The organism is Paenibacillus sp. MABNR03 (genome assembly GCF_050455445.1).
Taxonomy (GTDB): Bacteria; Bacillota; Bacilli; order Paenibacillales; family Paenibacillaceae; genus Paenibacillus; species Paenibacillus xylanilyticus.
This window is the reverse complement of the sequence record NZ_JBCIYR010000003.1, coordinates 91,996-107,548: the sequence shown is the minus strand read 5'-3', so window position 1 is coordinate 107,548 and position 15,553 is coordinate 91,996. Positions and strand designations below refer to the sequence as shown.

The following is a 15,553-nucleotide window of genomic DNA, read 5'->3' as shown; positions in this document are numbered from 1 at the left end:
CATAATCCTGAACAAGAAAAAGAAGCCGTGCTTCACGTCCATTCACGCAAAGACAGCTTCTCAGAGACATGCAAATACATTATTTTCGTTACTTTCCGTTCAATTCGGCGTACGATGCCTCCAGTTCAGAGATGAGCTGATCACCACCGGCTTTTCGCCAGTTAGCCACTTCCTGCTCCCAGCCTGCGTCGTCGATCTTGCCCATGATGTACTTGGTCTGTGCATCCCAGATCATCTGATCCAGCTCCTGGCCCCGTTCAGTGTAAATGGCTGACGACAGCGTCAGTGCAGGGTTCGGAATGGCGTACTGCTCATTCTCACGCGCCATCTTTGTGCCCTTCATGCCAATCGGAACATCAACCAATTCAGCCACGTTGTACCCTTCAACACTCAGCAAATTGTCGCGGTACGGCTTCACTTCGCGCTGATAAGCGTCGAAGTCCTTCAGTTCGGTTTTGCCATCCGCCGTCTTGGTGTAGTGTACATCAAGCAGCCCGCGCAGCTGCAGCGTACTCAGCTCCTCATCCATCAGCTGATCGAGGAAAGTGAGTACTTTTTTCAATTGCTCCTCGTCCGTTACTGCAGCTTTCGGGATCACCAGCATTCCGTAATTTCCTGGCTCCCCGGCGATGCGTATGCCGTCCGTTCCCTGGAACGGAGCTACATCGATTTCCCCATCGGGAGCGTTAGGCGTAAGCCGCTGCTGAGAGGACTTTCCGTTCTGAGCCACACCATTCAGCTTCATGCCAACCAGACCGGAATCCATTTTTTTATCCGCATCCGAAGGATCGAGAGCAGGGAAATCGCTGTTGATCAGCCCTTCGCTGAACAGCCGCTTGAACAGCTTCATGGTGTCCACATATTCTGTGGTCAGGAACTCCGGAGTCAGTTTGCCTGCGTCATCCACACCCCACTTGTTCACACCCCCAATACTCACGGCAATCCGTGTCAGCGGGGAAGACACACCCTCATTGTATTTCTTGAAAAGCAATGCACCATACGTATCCTCCTTGCCATTCCCGTCGGGATCATCCTTGCGCATGGAGCGCATTACTTCATACCAGTCATCCAGCGTCTTGGGTACATCCAGCTTCAACTTGTCAAACCAATCCTTGCGGTAAACGATGGCCGTTCGTCCGATATCGCGGAAGTTCGGAATGCCATAGATTTTGCCTTCAATCTTGATATTGTTAAAATAGGCCTCGGATTGGGCAGACAGGTTTTTATAGTCCTTCAGGTAAGGGCCCAGTTCCCAGAACAGCCCCGTTTTGGCTGCATTGAACGTGGTCGGTACGTAATTCACGCGCATAATCGTAGGCATCTCTCCGGAGGCAACCATGACGTTCACCTTATCATCAAAAGCAGACTGTGGAATCCACTGAACGTTGACATCCGTATTGGTATATTCCTCAATCTTTTGCTCCACCCCATTCTCCTTGGCGGGCACATCGCCTACCTGCATCAAAGAGATGGAAATGGGAAACTTGCCTTCCCCGGCAGCTGGAGCCTTTTCTCCCCCGCAGCCTGCAAGCAGTCCAGCGGACATTGCACCAACAACAACGATTCCGCCTAAACGGGATATCCGACCTTTTGGACTCATGAACCATCTCTCCTTTTATATAACGAAATTTTCCAGCAGTTTTCCTCATTGGATTTTAACACCCATGTATGCGCTATCATGAATGGTCTGAAGAAAAGAACCAGCGTCAAGCCAGTTCCATCTCTACCCCTGCCAAAATAAATGGAGCAACCGATTTCGGATCATTGATGCGAATGGATTCGGTTACATAATATTCGTACGACCCGTCACGATACGGACTTCCCCCAAGACCTGCCCCGCCGTTACACTGTGTCAGGGACAATACGCCTTCACGGTCCGTTTGCAGCAAATGCTGCAGCAGACCCTGGTACCCTTTTTCCGCAACCTCTTGGAATTTGCCGCTCAAGTACCCCTTACGTACACCCTTGGCTAACGCATATACAAACATCGACGTACCCGATGCTTCCAGATAATTGCGCTCCCGTCCCGGCTGATCGAGCAAATGCGGCCATAACCCCGTCTGTTGATCCTGCACATGTACAAGTGCATTCGCCACTCGTTCGAAGATACCCACGATCTGTCCGCGCTGTTCATGATCTATCGGCAGATGATCCAGTGTATCCACCACAGCCATCACATACCAACCCATTGCCCGGCTCCAGACATGGGGAGAACATCCGGTCTCACCCGAACTCCAGCGCTGCTCCTTGCTCTCATCCCAAGCATGGTACAGCAAACCGCTGCGCGGATCACGTGTACGCCGCTCCACCAGCAGCAGCTGCAGAGCCGCTCGGTCAAACCACTTCTCTTCCCCCGTTACTGCACCATATTGCGTCAGAAAGGGGGTCGCCATATACAATCCATCCAGCCACATCTGAAAAGGATAGATTTTCTTGTGCCAAAATCCGCCTTCACTCGTACGTGGCTGCCCCTTGAGCTGTACCATGAGCAGATCCGCTGCCTTGCGGTACTTCGTCTCTCCTGTTTTGTCCAGCAGGAGAAACAGGGATTTCCCCTGATTAATCTGGTCCAAATTGTACTCTTCAACGTTGTACGTGCGGATCGTGCCATCTTCCTGAATGAACTTATCCATTAGCTCCCGGATGTAATCGAAATACTTTGGTTCGCTCGTATGACTGTACAGCTCTTCCAGCGCTTTCAGCAGACAACCATTTTCATAATGCCATCTGGGATACAATTCGTGCTTCCGGTAACTTTCCATGAATTGTTCCGCCATTCGTACCGGTGTGAACTGCAATGTTTCCTTCATCGATAACCTCCGCTTCCGCCCGCTTATTGAGCCTGTTTCTTATAGTCTTCAGCATACTCCTCGCGAATTTTGGTTCCGCCTGCATTGGCCCAGTTCTCTATTTCCTGTTTCCATCCATTTTCATCGATCTTGCCCATAATATATTTGGTTTGTGCATCTGCAATCATCTGATCCAGGTCAGCTCCACGATCACCATAGGTCGGTGAGTAAAGGGTAAGCGCAGGATTCGGAACGGCATGTTCAGCCAGCTCTTTCGCGAGCTCAGTGCCTTTGACCCCAAGATCCGTATCCTTCAATTTCGGTACATTGTATCCTTCGACGTATGGCAAATTATCACGATATGGCTTCACTTCACGCTGGAACGCATCGAAGTCGCTCATTTCCACCAGATCTTCTCCAGCTTTTTTGAAATGTTTGTCTTCAATCCCGCGCATCAGCAGCGTTGCCATCTCTGGTTCCATCAGCTTATCCAAAAAGGTCAGCAGGCTTTTCAGCTCCTCTTCAGATTTCACTGTTGCTTTTGGAAAAGCCAGAATACCGGAGTTGCCTGTTTGCCCTGCAACACGATCTCCATTTGCTCCAAGCAAACCTGCAATGTCTACCTCTCCATCCGGAACATTTTTGGACAAGCGTTCCTGCTGACTCTTACCGTTCTGAGCTACGCCCACTCGTATGCCAACGACACCGGAATCATACTTTTTCTCTGCTTCAGTCGAATCAAATACGGCAAAATCCTGATTCAGCAGTTTTTCCGAATAGAGCCGTTTCAGCAAATCCAGTACCTGCATGTATTCCGGCGTCATGAATTCCGGTGTGAAGCTGCCGTCATCCTCTACCTTCCACTTGTTCGGTGCACCAAAACTTACACCAAGACGCGTCGTGAAGGAATATTGATCTTCGTTATATTTCTTGAACAGCATCAGACCAAACGTATTATCCTGACCATCCCCATCCGGATCGGAAGTCGCCAAGGTTTTGATTGTTTCATACCATTCATCCGGTGTGGTTGGCACCTTGAGGTTGAGCTTGTCAAACCAGTCTTTGCGGTAAATGACCGTTGCCCGGGCAATATCGGAGAATACCGGCACACCATAGATTTTGCCATCCACCTTGATATTGTTGAAGAAACGTTCGTTCTGTGCAGACAGATTTTTGTAATCCTTGAGCAGGGGACCAATTTCCCAAAATACATCGTTACGCATTGCGCTTGTGACCGTCGGGTTGTACTGCACCTTGACGATCTTCGGCATATCGCTGGAAGCGATCATGACGTTAATTTTGTCATTGTACGCCGAAGCGGGAATCCACTGGATATCCAGTTTGGTGTTGGTAAAGGCTTCAATTTTCTGCTGAACCTCATTGCCCTTGCTCGGTACATCCCCCACCTGTGCAATCGCGATGGATATGTTCTGTACGCCGCCTTCGGCAGCCTGACCCTCGTCTGATCCGCATCCAGCCAGCAGTCCCGTGACCAGCGCAAGTGTGCTCAGGACAGCCAGTGCTTTCTTTTTTGTTGCCTTCATCAAATGAAAACCTCCCCTTTTTGTACATTGCTGATTCAGCGTTTTGCATCATTCAATTCAACTGCCCAATCTCAACCTTTTACCGACCCCAGCATCACTCCTTTGGCAAAGTGCTTTTGCAGGAACGGATATACAAGCATGATTGGAATCGTGGAGAACACAATGACAGCCATGCGTATGGTCAGCGGCTGAATCTCCGTCTCTTCAATACTCGTGTCTCCAATTCGGCTCTGTGCCAGAATGACAATTTCACGAAGCCAGACCTGAACCGGCCACTTCTCACTGTCGTTGATGTAGATGACAGCGTTGAAGAAGCTGTTCCAGTGAGCGACTGCATAGAACAGAGAGAAGGTGGCCATTGCCGGCATCGATAAAGGCAATACAATTCGGAACAGAACACCCACATCGTTACAACCATCGATTTTGGCGGCATCCTCCAGTTCATCCGGAATAGCCTGGAAGAAGTTTTTGAGTACGATCAGGTTAAAGGCACTGATCGCGGTAGGCAGCATCAGGGACCATAATGTATCGGTCAGATGCAGTGATTTGACCACGAAATAGGTTGGGATCATGCCTCCGCTGAACAGCATGGTGAACAATACACCGAGCAGAATCGGCTGCCGTCCGCGCAAATATCTTCTGGATAGTGGATACGCCATGAGTGACGTAAACAGCAGGTTAATCAATGTGCCGACCACGGTAATGTAGATTGAAACACCGAGACTGCGAATCAGTGTATCCGTCGAGAAAATGTAGCGATAGGCAGCCAGGGAGAATTCTTTTGGAAAAAGGATGAATCCTCCCTTCGCCACTTCATGCGGGCTGGTAAACGAGACAGCCAAAATGTAGATAAACGGAATGACGGTTACAATTCCGATCAGCAGCAGCAAGCCATGATTGACGATATCGAAGATGCGGTTGCCCCACGTTTTATCCTGTTGCATCTTAATGTTCACTCCTGTCTGGTGAAAACGCCTGCTTCCTCATGTCAGTAGACGCCTTCCTCCCCGAATTTTTTGGCCAGTTTATTGGCACCCAGTACAAGCGCCAGCCCAACAACCGACTTGAACAAACCGACAGCGGCACTATAGCTGTACTGTGCTTGTGTCAAACCTTTGGTGTATACGTAGGTATCAAATACCTCGCCGACATCCCGGTTGGTTGGCGTCAGCATCAGGAAGATCTGTTCAAATCCTGTATCCAGGAAGTTGCCCAGACGAAGAATGAGCAAAATAACAATCGTACTGCGGATCGCAGGCAGTGTAATATGCCATGTCTGGCGCCAGCGATTGGCACCATCAATCCGTGCAGCTTCATAGAGCTGTGTGTCTACACCGGAGAGTGCCGCAAGGAAAATAATCGTGCCCCAGCCGACCTCTTTCCAGATGGATTGTCCTACAATCATGGAGCGGAACCAGCCTGGTTCCAGCAGGAACGCAATCTTTTGTCCCGTGAGACTGTACAGCAATTCGTTGATGGCGCCACCTTCTGTCGTAAACAGCATGTAGAATACCCCAACAACGACCACCCATGAAACAAAGTGTGGAACATAGACCAAAGTCTGTACAAAACGCTTGAATCGCTCACGGCGCACTTCATTCAACATCAATGCCAGTACAATAGGCAGCGGGAAGAAAAAGACCAGATTATAGATCGCCAGCAAAAACGTATTCCGGAACAATGTCCAGAACTGCGGTTCCCCGAAGAAACGCTGGAAATGCTTAAATCCCACCCAGTCACTGCCCAGAATGCCTTTGTAAGGTGTGTAATCCTGAAAAGCCATCGTAATGCCATACATGGGTATATATTTGAAAATAACAAAGTAAAGCACACCCGGTATCAACATGATATAGAGCCACCGGTTTTTAATGACGTCCCTCCACAGCAGGTTTTTGTCACTGCGGGTAGCGGGCCGTGTCCGAGCCGCCGTTTCGGCTTTCATAGTGTCTTCCTCCCCACATTGGAAACGATTACAAATGATCACTTCCTGAATTCATGCCTTCATTGTGGAGGATAAACGGATCACTGGCTATCGTCCGGTTTTAGCTTCTTGTTTTCCCTTGCCCTGCAAGGGTTTGAGACAATTCCCCCGTTTGAATTTCAGGTGTGGATGCACCCGTTTTAACCTCGATGTTCCTGTCTTAACCCGAAACAAAAGAGCTTGGTTACATGGGCTTACAGACATGAAAAAGCCTGCCCGCCATGGCAGGCAGAGCAGGCTTGTTTTACCGCTGCTGTTCGCGGTACTTGCCGGGGGTCGTTCCCGTGATTTTGCGAAACGTTCGAATAAATGCGGTTGGATTGGTGTAGTTTAGTTTCTCGGCAATTTCCGATATTTTGAGGTTGGTTGTCTGCAGCCAGGTCTTGGCTTTTTCCATACGGTACTCTGCCAGATATTCGGTAAAATTCACCCCGGCTTCCTTCTTGAATACCCGGCTTAAATAGACGGGATGAAAATTCAGTTCTTCCGCACAAGCTTCCAGGGATAGCTCACGGTCATACCGCTCCTCAATCAACCGGATCATTCGCCGGGCAATATTCATGTACTGGGATTCTTCCTGCTCACGCCAGAAACGAATCACGGGCACAAACAAACGCTTGCGGAACCAGTTCGTCATTTCATCGAGGGTGGACAGCTTCAGCAAATGGGCCATGGATGCCTTCTCACCCAGCACTTCCGCCACATCTCCGCCCTGTTCCTGCACAAGCTGGTATACCCGGGACAAAAGCTGAACCATAATGACCGGATATTCACTGAAATGCAGTTTCTTATCAGCAAGCAGCCCCAGATACTGGGTAAAATACGCATCCGTTTTCTCTTCATCCCCTTGTTTCAAGGCCGAAGCAAGCTGATCCTCAATCATTCTGAGCTGTGTATATAAGGCCGCCTCTGTCTGACCGCGCGGCTGAATATCTTCATAATGCAAAATGATGCGGCTTCCCAGACTCACCCGGCCCTGAAGTGCCTCCCGGCTCTCCTGATACGCTCTCGGTGTGTCTCCTATGGCAGAATAGGATCGGCTTATGCCGATACTTATGGGCAGGTTCAGATAGGTTACGACCCGTTCCCGAATCCATTCCGCCTGTGTGTGCATCCACTCCTTAAGCTGCTGCTCATCATTCAGTTCGGATGCCAGCACCGTCACCTGGGCATCATCAATCATAACCGGCGTGAAGCGCAGCTCCGCTGGCAGAAGCTCTCCAACCATATTGTTCACGGCAAACAGCAGCAGGTCCCTGTCCTGTTCTTCGTACCTTGTTCCTTCCAGGGTATCCATCTGGAGCGTAAGTACACCCAGACTCGACCAGCCTGTCGGGAAGTCATAACGTTCTCCCTGATATCTGAAATCCTCTTCGGAGATTTTGCCGGTTAGCAGTTTGGTCATAAAAAATTCCTCCAGATGAATATGCTGCCCTTTCATCTGTTCCCGCAGCGTTTTTTCCGAGCTGAACAATGTGGATAAACGCTCTTCAATATAAATAAATTCATCCTGACGCCGGCCCGTCTGCAGGGCGGGAGAATCCAGCCCCTTGGTAAACTGCAGCAGCCTGGAAATGGGAGAATACATCCGGCGGCTGCCATATACGGCGAACAATCCGGTCACGCATAACATGACCAGCGTAGCAACTCCGGTAACCAGTGCAATTTTCTGCGACTGGGCAGTAATCTGTCCAAGGGATACGACCGATACATATAACCACCCATTGAGTGGAGATTTCCTGTAACTGACGGCCACCGGGTTTCCTTCCACTTCAGCATTAAAGAAACCCTCTGTCTGGCTGGTCAATTCCACCTTTTCATGGATTTGCTCATTCAGGGCAGCATATTTCCCCTCATGTTCCGTATCATTCAGAAAAAACTTCTGCTCCCGGTCCAGCACATACATTTCTCCGGAATTCGGATTCCGGCTCAAAAAGGTGCTAAGCTCTGCATCGGCGATATCAATAACGAGAAATCCCTTGGGCCTCACATTGGTTGGAACCATCGGGATTTTGAAGACCATGCTAACCACATTGTTCGATGAAATAAGTGTAGGCATCTGTTCTTGTGAACTTTCTCCCAGCCCGGCTGAAGCCGGCACGCTTTCTATTGACGAATTTTCATTCTGAGTCACCCAGAACAAACTGTTCGTATAACTGAGGTAGGAGCCAATCCGGTCCCGAATACTGAAATCCTCCAATTTCCCAAATGATCTCATGGAAACCACCCAGTCTTGATCCAGGTTAACCAGATACGCCTGATCTATGTTTGTAACCGCTTGCAGATTGTTAAAACCGGACGTGAGATCACGTATTTCCTGAAATTCAGAGCTGTCCAGCGGTTTTTTCATCGCTTGTAATACCAATGGAGAATTCACATACTGGATGGATGACAATTGCAGACTGCGCAGAACTTGCTCTACTCGCATTTGGGTTTGATGCAGAATCTGCAGATTGCTCTCACGCACTTTCTGCTCAATGTCACGCGAAGCGATCGAATAAGAGACTGAACCAATCACGATGACCGGAAGGGCTCCAAGAATCATGGTAAAGCAGAGCAAACGGAGCAAATATTTAGGCAATGAGATCATCCTCCTTTGTATAGAATATGCATGTTTTAATGCCTGTTCGTATGTAAAGCCATCTGTATAATATCGCTTTCATTGGATTAATTTACTATTGTTATTTTAAAACCCAATCTTATTCAAGTCCACTATTTATTCTTAAGGTTGACTTTCGGGCAATTTCCAGTTTATAGTGGAAGCATATTCCTCAATCAAAGGAGAGATTTTGATGTCGGTGAGCGTTCTTAACTAATCAAGTTTCATATTCAGGAGTTTGGCTTTTCATGTCGCTTGTGCCTTATGGCATACGTGTATTTCATGATGCGCCGTAACCCTGTACTTAGTTAAGAACAGCGGATATCATAAATCGCCTCCGGGATTGTACTTGTCCGGGTCTATTTCCGCGCTGTGTTCAGCGTGGATTTTTTTGTATAGACCTATCATGGACTCTGCTTTCCCCTACATTTAGGGCGGAGAATGACGTTTGTTCATTCTCCGCCCTTTTTGCGTTTTTCAGGAATAGATTCTGAGTTAGAACCGATCGAAATTACATTTTATATTCAAGGAGAGATCAAGCATGAATGAAAACACATTGAACACTTTGGGCTATCACCACATTCAAAACAACGTCGCATCCTGCGCCCTTTCCTATCTGGGCAAACGGTACGCGAGAGAGTTGAAACCCATGGTAGACGCCCAACTGATCCAGATGCGCCTCGCCGAAACAGAAGAGGCAGCGGCATTGATCCGCTTTGGCGCCAGTGTTCCCATCCCTTCGCTAGACGGCATGGAGACCATTATGGACCTGCTCGGTACCGGTTACCTGTTCAGTGAACGCGACTTCAGTCAACTTGCGCAATTTCTGCGGAGCTGTGCACAACTCATGAAATACATGGAGGGCAAATCCGAAGCAGCTCCGACTGTGAGTCGTTATGCTTCGTCCATGATGCGCATGGAATCCCTTTTAAGCGAGATTGAACGCTGCATCCACAGCGGGCGCATCCAGGATCAGGCGAGCAAGGAATTGACACGTATCCGGAAAAAGATGACCGTGCACGAGGAACGAATGAAGCGCAAGCTGGATTCACTCGTTAGCAAGCACCGGTCCATCATGCAGGAGAACGTGATCAGTCAGCGCGGCGGCAGAACCGTATTGCCCATCAAGAAAGAATTCCGCAAACAGGTCAAAGGCAGTGTGCTGGATGAATCCGGAAGCGGGCAAACCGTATATATTGAACCGGCAGAGCTGGTAGGTCTGCAGATGGAGCTCACTTCACTGCAAGCCGAAGAGTCCAGGGAAGAAATGAAAATCCTGGGTGACTTAACTTCCCTGGCAGAGTCGTACAACCGGGAGATTGCACTGAATACCGAAACGGTAGGGGTACTGGATTTCCTGTTTGCCAAAGCGAAATATGCTGCAACCATGGACGGACGTGCTGTACAAGTGAATACGTCGGGCCTGGTTACGCTTCAGCAGGCACGTCATCCTTTAATGGGTTCCTCCATGGTTCCACTGGATTTTGCCATTGGCAGGGACTATTCCTCGCTCATTATTACAGGACCGAATACGGGCGGCAAAACAGTTGCACTCAAGACACTGGGGCTGCTCACCCTGATGATGCAGTCCGGTCTGCTTGTTCCTGTGGGTGAAGGCGGCGAAATGGCCGTTTATCACGAAGTGGCTGTCGATATTGGTGACGGACAGAGTTTGGAGCAGGCACTCAGCACCTTCTCGGCACATATCCGCAACATGATCGGCATCCTGGAGCAGGCTGATGCATCCACGCTTGTGCTCATTGATGAGATGGCCTCCGGGACAGATCCAGGTGAAGGTGTGGGCCTCTCTATCGCTATGCTAGAGGAACTTCACAGCCGCGGAGCAACTGTAGTGGCCACGACCCATTTCGGGGAAATCAAGCATTTTGCTGCTGCCACGCCAGGATTTGAAAATGCACGGATGGAATTTGATACGGTTACGCTGCAGCCCCTTTACCGTTTGCGGATCGGGGAAGCTGGAGAGAGCTACGCATATTCCATCGCATTAAAATTGGGGATGCCACAGCGCATTATTGATCGCTCCAAATCCATCTCGAATCAAGGTGTTTCACCAAGTCAGTCCAGCAGCCTCAGTCCAACTGAACCTGCAGCCAAGCCAACATTCACAGAACGTCCTGCCCAGGAGCTGCCTCCGAACTCCACAGCTGTACAGAAAACGGTGAAGAGAGCAGAAATGCCAGTGAAGATTGAAGCAAGCAGTTCATCCCGTCTGTCAGAAGGGACGCAGCCTGCTCTCCCAACAAAAAAATTCCGAAAAGGGGATCGTGTTTACGCAGCCTATCTGAATCAAGCAGGAATTGTCTGTGACGTGGAAGACAGCCGCGGAAATATCGGGGTGATGCTGCGCGGGCGTAAAGTCAAAATCCACAAGAAACGTCTGACACTTCATATATCCGCAGATGAACTTTATCCAGGTGACGACTATGACCTCGATATTGTGCTCGAGACGAAGGAAAATCGGAAAAAGCGAAAACTGATGGGCCGCAAACATGTCGAAGGGCTGATGATTGAATTACCACCTGAAGAATAAGTCCGACCCTGTTATACTATGAGGTATGACGATATGGAGAAAGTAGGCGTACCATCCATGAGCGGAAGTTCGAATTCACAGGCCAAAACGACAGATACAACTGCTTCACCACACAATGTGCTCATATGCCCATTGTGTGGCGAAGCCAATGGCTGCTCGTATGCGGCCGGCCGCCCTCACTCCGAATGCTGGTGTAATCACGCTGAATTTCCCGAAGGCGTGTTTGATCGCATTCCGCCGGAGCAGCGGCGCAAATCATGCATCTGTCAGCGATGCCTGGAGACATATAAGAATCAGGCTGAGCATGAACAAGAGCCTCACAGTTAACCACTGTGAGGCTCTTGTTTTGCGATTGGGTTGCAATTGAATTGCTATTATAGACCTCAATCGATATATAGGTTCTACATTTCAATTTACATTTGATGATAATGTTCCACAGCCTGCTTGAGCACAGGGTGCTGCTCATCCATGGATGTGTAGTGACTGAGTGCAGCAGCGATACCCTTTTGTTTGATCAGATCCTGCAGTTCTGCTGCCTCGGGATCATCCGATACATCAAATTTGCAGGCTGCTGCCATGCCTCTTGCCAGATTAGTCGTTTCCATCCCATACTCATATGCCTGAAGTGCCGGACGGACCAAACGGTCATTGGGGGACAGCTTCCGCAGCGGGGAGCGGCCTACCCGGGTAACTTCATCCGTGAGATGTGGATTCACGAAGCGTCCAAGTATTTTCGATATATACTGCTGGTGATCTTCCGGGTTGAAACCAAATCGTTTCACAAGAACCTCACCTGTTTCCTGCAATGCACCATAGACGAGAGATTTCACCTTTTCATCAGCAATCGCCTTTTGAATCGTATCATATCCGTTCACATAACCGATATACGCGGCACAGCAGTGTCCCGTGTTCACGGTAAACAATTTGCGTTCGATATAGGGCTCCAGATCATCAACATAGAGTACTCCTTCGATCGGAAGGAACGCAGGTGCCATCTGTGAACGATCCACAACCCACTCATAAAAAGGTTCAACCTGCACATGAAGCGAGTCTTCATGATGCTGTATCGGTACGATTCGGTCTACTGCGGAATCAGGAAAATATACATACTGATCGGCAAGAGCCCTAACGGGTTCTTCCAGCAGAGCATACACATGTTCTTTGAGCTGCGTGCTGGCACCGATGGCATTTTCACATGCGATAATATGAAGAGGTTTCTGTACCAAACCTGTATTCAATCTCGCCTCAAGACCCTTGGCAATGCCTGGTGCGATATGTTTCAGAATCCCCACACCGACTGCGGTTGTAACGAGATCTGCTTCCGCAACGTTTTGGGCAACCGTCTCCAGCTGTGTTCCATCAATCGCACTCACACCTGTTACCGTCTCCGTATCCTTCGACTCGTTCGCCAGTTCCACCGTGTACTGCCCGCGCTGCTGGAGTGCCTTAACGAGCTCCTGATTCACATCCGAGAACATAACGTTATATCCTGCGCGAGACAGGATTAATCCGATAAACCCACGTCCGATATTCCCTGCTCCAAAATGAAGGGCCTTCATAGTTCCATTTCACTTTCGAGAATGGTAATGATTTCTTCTGCCGTTTTGGCATAACGGAGTGCTTCCATGTTCTCATCCTCGGCACAGATCACCGCAATGCTCGTCAGGATCTCCATGTGTTCACCGCCCTGAGCGGCAATGCCGATGACCATGTAAGCTTTTTCTTCCCCAAAATCTACACCTTGCGGGAACTGGATGACAGAAATACCCGTGGACAGAATGAACGATTTGGATTCTTTGGTTCCGTGCGGAATCGCAAGTCCGTTGCCCACATAGGTGGATACAATTTCCTCACGCTCAAGCATCTTGTCGATATAATCTGCGGTAATATGTCCTGCGTCTTTCAAAATTTGTCCTGCCATGCGAATAGCCTCATATTTGTCCTGTGCCGTCGCGTTCATAACCACTTTATCTGTTGTAAGTATACTCATGTTTGTTAACCTCCAATTTCAGTTTTACTTCGATAAAATCCAACCAGCTCCCGGGAAAGGTAATGAATAAGATCATCCCGTATTCCCTTCTCCAGCAGCATAATCATTTCGTCCTGCAGTAACAATGCACTGATCTCGCTGAGAACCTCCAGGCTCTCCCGGGATAACTCCCCCGGCCCTACCATGAGAAGGATATGGGTCACGCCCACCGGGTCATCCGGCGTCACCAGCAGCGGTTCTGACAGTTGAAACAGGCTGATGGACGGCCTATAGATGCCATCACTGCGTGTATGGAACAGAGCCAGTGAAGTATCGGGGATTTTCTGACTGCCTACTGATTCGCGGGCTTCAAGCAGCCTGGCTATCTCTTCCGGATCCTTCAATACACCGGATTCCTGCAGTACCTTGCACATGGCATATGCTGTTTCGTAAAATCCCATCCTGCCGTTATCCAGAGGAAACACCTGAAACTTGCCTATGATACGTACAATCTCAATGAGCGTGGCATCAAGCCCCGCCGGGTCCGGATTACGATCAGTTGCCCTTCGGCTTCCTTTACTGTCCCCATACTTGCCTTGTTCCCGTTGCAGCGTCGTATTTTGAATGTACTGCCTCAAACGTTCACTTTCATCTGCCGTCAACAAGGGACTCACCTTGTAATACTGATGCGGCTCCATCGGCAGATCGACGGTCGACAAAATGAGATCATAATCCTCTTCGGGGATCCGCGCGGCTTCATACCATGATGCACTGTCGATAATGCGAATTTCCGGGATCTCCTTGGACAAACGGCTGGAAAGCATGCGTGAGGATCCGATTCCGCTGGTGCAAACAATAATCGCCCGAATCTCACGCTTCAGTACACGCAATCGCTCGATGGAAGCTCCGAAATGCATGACCAAAAACCCAATTTCCTCATCCGGTACGTCCGTATCCGGCCATGCGATATGCACGGCTTTCTTCACATCCGCGAACAGCGAATCATAATCCTTGCGGATCTGTTGGAGCAACGGGTTACGTATGCTCTGCTGTCCCCCGATGCGTTCCATCACCGGCTGCATATGGGCAATCAGCCCTTCTCGCAGGAGACGATCCTCCTGGAATGCATAACCGGTTCTCTCCTGCATCTGATCCATCAGGGAACGAACCATATCCAGCAGCACCAGATCGTCAACAGGCAGTAAACGTGTGGAGTGAATAAGCTGCTCTGTTTCGATTAATAATTTGTGTAGATAGCTCTGTTCTTCTTTGGCAAACGATATTCCAAGCTGACTGGACAGCACACCGCATAACCGGGAGGCCATATATTCAGGTACATTCATGTCCAAAGTAGACGAGTGTATCGTCTTTTGTGCAGTGCCTCGCCCTACCGTAAACCCTTTGCGTATGCGCGCCAGTGCAACGGATAATTGAATAAGCAATTTCGTATACTGTCGCTCCGGAATATTTTCAAGCCAATCTATATCGGGCTGCCACAAGGCATTTTCGACCGTCAGTACGTCACGGTGGCCAATCATGCTGAGCAGCTTCTGATTCACCTTGGAAACGCCCTGCTCGGGTTGTCTTCCAAAGAGATCCGACTCATCCAGAAATTCTAGCGCAAGCCCGGCAATCGCTGCACGATAAGCTGTTTCACTTCCATTGATCTTCACCCCGTATCCTCGTCTGCGAACCAGCTTCAGTCCAGCCTGCCGAATTCGGGGCTCCAGCTCATCGAGGTCATTGCTCACCGTGGAGACCGTCACTTTCAGGTCTGATGACAACGCAAGCAGTTTTACGGGCTCCGCTTCATCCAGCAAAATGCAAAGCATGAAGAGTTTACGCTCTTCCGGCGTAAACTCCACGTATTCGTTAAGCTCCAATTGCTGACGCAGTGCAGCCAAATCGTTGGAACCAGGGTCAATACGGACCCCGGTCCCCGATTTTTTTTCTAATTTCATGCCCAGTGGCTCCAGCCACTTCTCAATCATCTGCAGCTCCCGATGAACGGTTCGGGTACTGACTTTTACCGCGATGGCAATTTCACCTGCGGTTACCTCATGCGGATGTTCCAGCAGGAATTCCACAATTTCACGCTGTCTTTTCGTAATACTCATATC

Annotated in this window: 11 protein-coding genes; 2 read left to right on the top strand and 9 right to left on the bottom strand. The window is 49.4% G+C overall.

Annotation, left to right across the window (positions count from 1 at the left end):
• Positions 1-88 precede the first annotated feature (88 nt).
• The 6 genes from AAIH57_RS15675 to AAIH57_RS15650 all read right to left on the bottom strand — a co-directional run bounded on the left by AAIH57_RS15675 (position 89) and on the right by AAIH57_RS15650 (position 8,895).
• On the bottom strand, positions 89-1,600 hold the full coding sequence (locus tag AAIH57_RS15675; RefSeq protein WP_430022264.1) for an extracellular solute-binding protein: 1,512 nt from the start codon (positions 1,598-1,600) through the stop codon (positions 89-91).
• Positions 1,601-1,706: 106 nt separating this feature from the next.
• On the bottom strand, positions 1,707-2,810 hold the full coding sequence (locus AAIH57_RS15670) for a glycoside hydrolase family 88/105 protein (protein WP_175397224.1): 1,104 nt from the start codon (positions 2,808-2,810) through the stop codon (positions 1,707-1,709).
• Positions 2,811-2,833: 23 nt separating this feature from the next.
• Entirely contained in the window at positions 2,834-4,333 is a 1,500-nt protein-coding gene (locus AAIH57_RS15665; RefSeq protein WP_175397223.1) for an extracellular solute-binding protein, read from the bottom strand.
• Positions 4,334-4,404: 71 nt separating this feature from the next.
• Positions 4,405-5,277, bottom strand: coding sequence for a carbohydrate ABC transporter permease (locus tag AAIH57_RS15660; protein ID WP_095289558.1), 873 nt, complete (start codon positions 5,275-5,277; stop codon positions 4,405-4,407).
• A 44-nt stretch (positions 5,278-5,321) separates the two neighbouring features.
• The gene (locus tag AAIH57_RS15655) at positions 5,322-6,275 is read right to left on the bottom strand and encodes an ABC transporter permease (RefSeq protein WP_175397222.1); all 954 of its coding nucleotides are present in this window, start codon (positions 6,273-6,275) and stop codon (positions 5,322-5,324) included.
• A gap of 283 nt (positions 6,276-6,558) precedes the next feature.
• Complete coding sequence (locus AAIH57_RS15650; RefSeq protein WP_430022261.1) at positions 6,559-8,895, bottom strand: helix-turn-helix domain-containing protein; 2,337 nt, start codon at positions 8,893-8,895, stop codon at positions 6,559-6,561.
• A 559-nt stretch (positions 8,896-9,454) separates the two neighbouring features.
• Between AAIH57_RS15650 and AAIH57_RS15645 the strand changes: the two genes are divergently transcribed.
• Both AAIH57_RS15645 and AAIH57_RS15640 read left to right on the top strand, forming a co-directional pair.
• Entirely contained in the window at positions 9,455-11,464 is a 2,010-nt protein-coding gene (locus AAIH57_RS15645; protein WP_430022259.1) for an endonuclease MutS2, read from the top strand.
• A gap of 33 nt (positions 11,465-11,497) precedes the next feature.
• Positions 11,498-11,791: a cysteine-rich CWC family protein gene (locus tag AAIH57_RS15640; protein WP_430022257.1), complete on the top strand. Its 294-nt coding sequence runs from the start codon at positions 11,498-11,500 to the stop codon at positions 11,789-11,791.
• A gap of 86 nt (positions 11,792-11,877) precedes the next feature.
• Here AAIH57_RS15640 and AAIH57_RS15635 read toward each other — a convergent pair whose 3' ends face one another.
• Genes AAIH57_RS15635 through AAIH57_RS15625 form a run of 3 tightly spaced genes read right to left on the bottom strand, consistent with a single transcriptional unit; the run spans position 11,878 to position 15,550 of the window.
• Positions 11,878-13,023 (bottom strand): mannitol-1-phosphate 5-dehydrogenase, encoded by a 1,146-nt coding sequence (locus AAIH57_RS15635; protein ID WP_430022255.1) that lies wholly within the window; start codon positions 13,021-13,023, stop codon positions 11,878-11,880.
• Positions 13,020-13,454, bottom strand: a complete 435-nt coding sequence (locus AAIH57_RS15630) for a PTS sugar transporter subunit IIA (RefSeq protein ID WP_175397218.1) — start codon at positions 13,452-13,454, stop codon at positions 13,020-13,022. Before AAIH57_RS15630 ends, AAIH57_RS15635 begins: the two co-directional genes overlap by 4 nt.
• Positions 13,455-13,459: 5 nt before the next feature.
• Positions 13,460-15,550 (bottom strand): BglG family transcription antiterminator, encoded by a 2,091-nt coding sequence (locus AAIH57_RS15625; RefSeq protein ID WP_430022253.1) that lies wholly within the window; start codon positions 15,548-15,550, stop codon positions 13,460-13,462.
• Positions 15,551-15,553: the final 3 nt, after the last annotated feature.